This is a genomic window from Mannheimia sp. E30BD (genome assembly GCF_041807785.1).
GTDB lineage: Bacteria > Pseudomonadota > Gammaproteobacteria > Enterobacterales > Pasteurellaceae > Mannheimia.
Genome location: NZ_JBGTYX010000039.1, coordinates 1 through 6103, shown reverse-complemented (window position 1 = coordinate 6103; position 6103 = coordinate 1). Strand labels below are relative to the sequence as shown.

General features: G+C 40.3%; 7 protein-coding genes and 1 pseudogene. 1 reads left to right on the top strand and 7 read right to left on the bottom strand.

Features of this window, described 5'->3' with window-relative positions:
• Positions 1-167 precede the first annotated feature (167 nt).
• Positions 168-797: a TIGR01621 family pseudouridine synthase gene (locus ACERCG_RS11920; RefSeq protein ID WP_373612272.1), complete on the bottom strand. Its 630-nt coding sequence runs from the start codon at positions 795-797 to the stop codon at positions 168-170.
• Between the two features lie 47 nt (positions 798-844).
• On the opposite strand from ACERCG_RS11920, the gene ACERCG_RS11915 reads away from it, so the two are divergent.
• Positions 845-1504, top strand: a complete 660-nt coding sequence (locus ACERCG_RS11915) for a histidine phosphatase family protein (protein ID WP_373612271.1) — start codon at positions 845-847, stop codon at positions 1502-1504.
• Between the two features lie 36 nt (positions 1505-1540).
• Here ACERCG_RS11915 and ACERCG_RS11910 read toward each other — a convergent pair whose 3' ends face one another.
• The 6 genes and pseudogenes from ACERCG_RS11910 to ACERCG_RS11885 all read right to left on the bottom strand — a co-directional run.
• Positions 1541-2587, bottom strand: a complete 1047-nt coding sequence (locus ACERCG_RS11910) for a TIGR01620 family protein (RefSeq protein ID WP_373612270.1) — start codon at positions 2585-2587, stop codon at positions 1541-1543.
• Complete coding sequence (dusC, locus tag ACERCG_RS11905; RefSeq protein WP_373612269.1) at positions 2588-3538, bottom strand: tRNA dihydrouridine(16) synthase DusC; 951 nt, start codon at positions 3536-3538, stop codon at positions 2588-2590. It abuts the gene before it with no gap.
• A gap of 77 nt (positions 3539-3615) precedes the next feature.
• Entirely contained in the window at positions 3616-4242 is a 627-nt protein-coding gene (locus tag ACERCG_RS11900; RefSeq protein WP_373612268.1) for a DUF2238 domain-containing protein, read from the bottom strand.
• Positions 4242-5099 (bottom strand): co-chaperone DjlA, encoded by an 858-nt coding sequence (djlA, locus tag ACERCG_RS11895; RefSeq protein ID WP_373612267.1) that lies wholly within the window; start codon positions 5097-5099, stop codon positions 4242-4244. Before djlA ends, ACERCG_RS11900 begins: the two co-directional genes overlap by 1 nt.
• 65 nt (positions 5100-5164) lie before the next feature.
• Positions 5165-5998, bottom strand: coding sequence for a DMT family transporter (locus ACERCG_RS11890; protein WP_373612273.1), 834 nt, complete (start codon positions 5996-5998; stop codon positions 5165-5167).
• Between the two features lie 5 nt (positions 5999-6003).
• Positions 6004-6103 (bottom strand): annotated as a pseudogene (locus ACERCG_RS11885) (IS1595 family transposase); the annotation flags it as partial.

Below are 6103 nucleotides of genomic sequence, written 5' to 3'. Positions count from 1 at the left end.
GATACCGACAACAAAACTACGTTTAGCAACATCAATGCCACAGAAATTAAGTTCATTCATCGTAACCTGCCTTGTATTCGGGTTGTGTTCGTGCAACTGTTCGGTTTTTGTGATGAAAGTTATTCGGACGGACACTGGACCCGCCCCTACGAGGCTGTAGCATATTATTATATGCAAATTTTTTGCCAAAAATGACCACTTGTAGGCTCTGCTTGAACGCAAATCCGTTCATTTTCGTATTCAAATTCAAGTTGATAAGCGTGTAAATACACCCGGTCAACCGCAGTTCCTGAATAAAGTTTATCGCCTAGAATCGGGCTGCCTAAACTTTTCATTGCCACCCTTAGTTGGTGGGTTTTGCCTGTTTTCGGCTGCAAAATAAAATGACGAAGTGATGGCTCAAGCGTATTAGAGGTAAATTGTGTTACTGCAGGGTTATCTTTGCTGTGGCACAATTTCCACGCTCCATTACGGATTTTTTCCATATCGCCTACAATTCTGCCTTGCTTTTTCTTCGGTTTTTTATCGCTTAATGCCCAATAGGTTTTCCGAATTTTATGTTGTTCAAATAAATGATAAAACTTCGCAGCCGCTTCTTTATTTAAGGCTAAAATCAACAATCCAGAGGTAATTTTATCAAGGCGATGAACCAGCCAAACCTGTTCAACATTAAGCTGGCGAGCCATCATTTCCGTTAAGCCGATTTCCGTCTCGTCTTTATGCACACTTAAACCATCAGGCTTGTTGATAATAATAAAATCGGGGTGCTGATAACAAATAGGCAATGTTAAGGTCATTTTGCTATAATCTCGTTTATTTTTGACTATTTTAGCAAGGAATTACGATGGCTGTTACCATTTATTTAGTTCGACACGGCAGAACCGTTTGGAATATTGAAGGCAGATTACAAGGCTCAGACGATTCCGCTCTGGTGGAAGAAGGAATTATTGGTGCGAAGAAAACCGGCATTGCGTTAAAACATATTCCGTTTACCGCCGCTTACTCCAGTATGCAGAAACGGGCTCAAGATACTGCAAATTATATTTTAGCGGAAAATAAATTGAGCGATATTCCGCATTTCCACCATAAAGGGCTGAATGAATTTGATTTCGGCAGTTGGGAGGGAATGAAATCTGTCGATTTGCAAGAAAACGATGAATATTGGGTAATGAAACGCACACCTGCAGAATACCAAGCAAAAGCAAACGGCGGCGAGCGATTTGAGCAACTATATCAACGGGCGACTCAGGCATTTAATCAAATTGCCGAGCTACACAAAAATGACGGCAAAGTGCTGATTGTTTCACATGGTATGACACTGACCTTACTCACGGCAGTGTTAAAAGGCATTGAATGGCAAGATTTCCGCAATGAAGAAAAACATAGCTTTATAATCAATACTGCCATTACGAAAGTAGAAGTAGAGAATGGCAAAGCAACGGTGCTGGAATTTAATAATACCGACCATTTGGATAATGTGCCAACAAGCCAATACAAACGATAATATTAAGGGCGGAACATTGTCCGCCCATAGCATTTTCTAATCAGAGAACACTTTTTCTTTCGTTTCTGTTTTAGCAAATACCGTATTTTTGACCGAAGTAAGCAACTCCTGACGAATAGCTGAAATTCTTGGCTTCTCATTGGCTTGAAAAGCAACAGGGCGGCAAAATTCCATTGCTTTAATGCCTAGCCTTGCCGTTAGCAATCCTACACCAATACCTTGTGCAGCACGGAGCGATAATTTCGCTGTAAGATTTTGCGAGAAGAAATCCATACCCACATCGGTGGCAATTTCCGTTGCTCCAGCAAATACCATATTTTTTAAAACCATTTTGAACAGTTTTAAGCGGCTGATGTAGCCTAGTTCCATTCCATAGGCTTTGGTAATTTTATTCACTAAAGCGATATTTCTTGCCGCCATTAACAACACATCAACTATTGCCAGCGGGCTAACCGCCACAATCACCGCATTTTCTGCCGCATTGCGGGAAATCATCTGCTTAACCTGTTTATCTATCGGCTTTAGCACATTTTCGCTAAACAGATATAGTACCTCTTTGGCATTGTAAGCCTCGTTAAGCTGGCTTTTCCAGCGTTGCTCGGCCTGAGAAACGGTCGGCAAATGGTTAAGCTGATTTGCAATATTTTCACAAAATTTGACCGCTTGTTCGCCATCATTCGAGGGAAGTTGTTCCAATAAAAGCTGCTGGCTGACTTGCTGATTTTTCTGATGATTACGCAAATAGACCAATTTTCGCCATTCGGAAATAATCGCCCCAATGCCAAGCAAGCTGAAAATAAAAAACACGATCGAGAACGCAAAATAGATCCACTCTCTTTGCTGGAACGTATCAATCAACCATTGAATACTTTGAGCAATTACCGCCACGCCAAATAAGGCAAGTGTTGCAAGTAGTACTCGAATCCAAAAGCGGGAAGGCTTGAGGCTTTCTTCAATAATCAGCTCCGCCTCAACTGCTTTTTCCTCTTCTTCAATAATCGCATTTTCGAGATCAAACTCTTGTTTAGGTTCAAAATGCTCGGTTATTTTTAACTCTTCTTCATTAAAAATTTGTTTACTCATTTAGCCCACCGCCTTTTCAATATGTGCTTTTAGACCATCATAGCCGTGTTCGGTTTTCAAGATATCAAATAATTCTACCGCTTGAGGATATTCTTTATCCAAATAACGTAGCCATTGTTTGATGCGAGCAACGTGGTAAAAACCGGTATCAAACTGATTTTCCATCTGAACGTACTTAAACAATAGCTGTAGCACTTCATTCCATGCCATTTTCGGAACATTATATTTCACTACTTTGCTTAAATTCGGCGTATTTAACGCCCCACGCCCAATCATTAATGCCTTGCAAGCGGTTATTTTTTGGCAATTTTTTGCCGATTCAAAATCCCAAATTTCGCCGTTGGCGATAACAGGAATAGACAGCCGTTGTTGAATTTCGCCAATCGCCTGCCAATTAATTCTTTCTGCTCGATAACCATCTACTTTGGTTCGCCCGTGAACGGTAATTTCATTCGCTCCACCCTGTTCTACCGCATCGGCAATTTCAAAACATTGGCTAACGGAATCCCAACCTAATCGCACTTTTACGGAAACGATTTTATCGCTTGGCACAGCTTCACGCATCGTTTTGGTTGCACGATAAATCAGTTCCGGATCTTTTAATAACGAAGCCCCACCATTGCTGCCATTTACCGTTTTAGAGGGGCAGCCACAGTTGAGATCTACCCCGTGTGAACCAAGCTCAATCGCAAGTGCCGCATTTTCAGCCAACCATTCTGGGTATTGCCCTAAAATTTGGATTCGAACAGGCGTACCGGAATCCGTCAATCCACCTTGATATAACTCCGGAGCTAAACGGTAAAAGGCTTTTTTGGGCAATTTTTGATCTACCACCCGCACAAATTCGGAAATGCAGAGATCGTATTCATTAACAGTGGTTAAAAGATTACGAACAAAAGGATCTAACACCCCTTGCATCGGGGCGAGAATGACTTTTGGAATTGAGTTCATCAGTTAAAATAAAATGACAAGCGGTTATTTTTCCTCAACATTTTGCAAAAAATCAGCAAAAAACAACCGCTTGAAGGTTAAAAATATCTATCGTGAATACGCAAATCAGGGCGGGCGATTACATAAATAATTAATGCGGTTACTGCCCCTAAAGTATCGGCTAACATATCTTTTTGAGCATCCCAAATATCACCTTGCGAGCCTAAGAATTCAATGCCTGCATTTCCGCCTTCAATCACCGCATATTGCCACTCAATAATTTCGTAAGCAGCCGCCACAGACATAATAAAAAACAGCGAGAAAAAGAGGGCAACCCCGAAGGTACATTTACGTTTACGCAATAGCCATTCTGCCATCGGGTAGCTATAAAAACCGATAATGTAATGTGCTACTCGGTCAAAATGGTTACGATCTTCTCCTAAAAATGGCGTGAGGAATTGGTTTGCCCAATCAAACGGCACATTAGCAAACGTATATTTTGCTCCGATTAAGTGCATAATCAACCATAGCGACATCAGAAAATAGGCTAAGTCACTAAACTGAAATTTCGGGTAAGTGATAATCAGCAAACCGAATACCACAAAAATGGGGGCAACTTCCGCATACCACACCGCTCTATCTGCCGGATTGAAGCCAGACCAAACGGCAATCACAGTAATGACGATAGCTAAAAATAGCGGAATGATATGCGAGCGTGAATCCATTATTTCCACCCTTTTACTTTACAAATTAAATCGTATGCTGCTTGAATTTGTTGGGCTTTCTCTTTTGCCAACTCCATCATCTCATCAGGCAAGCCTTTTGCTGCTAATTTATCCGGGTGATGCTCGTTCATTAACTTGCGATAAGCCCGTTTAACGGTATTTTGATCGTCTTGTGCCGTTACGCCTAATACGGTATAAGCAGCCTCAATACTTGGTTGCGCCGGCTGCTGATAACTTCCCTGATACCCACCTTGAGATTGCTGATGATAACTACCACTTTGCTGATAATAACCACCGTTACGGAATTGTTGAGCCGCCATAATCATTGCAATCATTTGCTCAAATTGGAAGCGAGACATTCCCATTGTTTCAGCAATGGTAAACAGAATTTGTTGTTCTTTTGCGTCTAATTCGCCATCTTGCAATGCGGCTTGCATTTGTACTTCAACAAAGAAACGCAGTAAATCGGTTCTTGCCCCACAGGCTTCACGAAACTCTTGAATAACTTGGCGTAGAGGGAAATTAGGTTCTTTTCCTAATGTGAAAGCCTCTTGAGCTAATTGTTGAGCTGCACCATCTAATTTTAGGCGAGCCATTAATACACGAGCTAATTCAATATCGGCTTCTGTTACACGCCCTTTCGCTTTTGCAATATGCCCTAAAACGGCAAAAGTTGTTTGAGTGAAAAGCGATTGGCGAGTAAGATTTTTACCAAAAGTACTCGAGCGTACCGTGCCTAAGGCATACAGTTTTTTATCTGCCAAATGCCCAATAAATGCCCCTAATAGTCCACCAAATAGACCGTGAAAGATTTGGTAGCCTAAAATAAAGCCAATTATTTTTCCAATAAATTGCATTTTTTATCCTTTTCGTAAACTAAGTGGTGCTATTCTAACAAAATTTATGGTAAAGATTAATGATTTCACTTTGCTTGCCTTTTCGTTAAAACAAACATAAACCAACTTGCTATAAAAATAATAACATAACCTAGCCAGCTCCACGCATCAGGGTATTGTTCAAAAAGCATTGCTCCTAAAACTGCACTAAAGATTACTGATGCGTAGCTATAGATTGAAATATCTTTAGCCGCAGCGTATTTATACGCAGTGGTTACGCAAAACTGCCCTACTGCTGATGTGATACCCGCTAGAATTAAGTACACTAATTGCATAGAAGTTAGTGGTACATAATCAATGGCGACGAAAGGTAATAATATCAAGGTCGAGAATGTAGAAAAAAAGAAAACGATGGTATTTGGTGATTCCAATTTTTCTGTTTTTGACAGTAATCTCAAACATAAATAGGCAATTGCTGCAAAAACAGAACCAATAATACCAATTAAATAAGGAATAAATCGAATATCAAGAGCTGGTTTAATAATAAAAAGCGCACCAATAAACGCCACAATACATAAAATCCATTGTGCTATAGAGGCTTGTTCTTTTAAAAAGATCGCAGAGAGAATAATTAAAATAAAAGAGGTGAGCTTGCCAATCATATCCACATCACTTAATACGAGATGATCGATGATATAAACACCTACTAAAATCCCAATTAGTCCTGTAACTGAGCGGCAAAGCAGCAAAAGCCGATTTTCCTTATGTCCGAAGAATAATTGATGGTTTTTCCAAACAATATAACCACTTATTAGTGCCGTAATGCCATTACGAAAAATAGCTTTTTCAGCCACAGGCAAATCGCCAGATAAGCGAAGGAAGACTGCCATAGCAGCAAAACTTAAGGGGCTGTAGTAGATTAGCCCTAAATCTCACACCATTTTCGCAACGTTTTGAGCTGTTCTTTTGGTGTACCAAAGTTAAACCGAAATTCACATTCCTTCAAGAATAAAGGGAAATTTTTT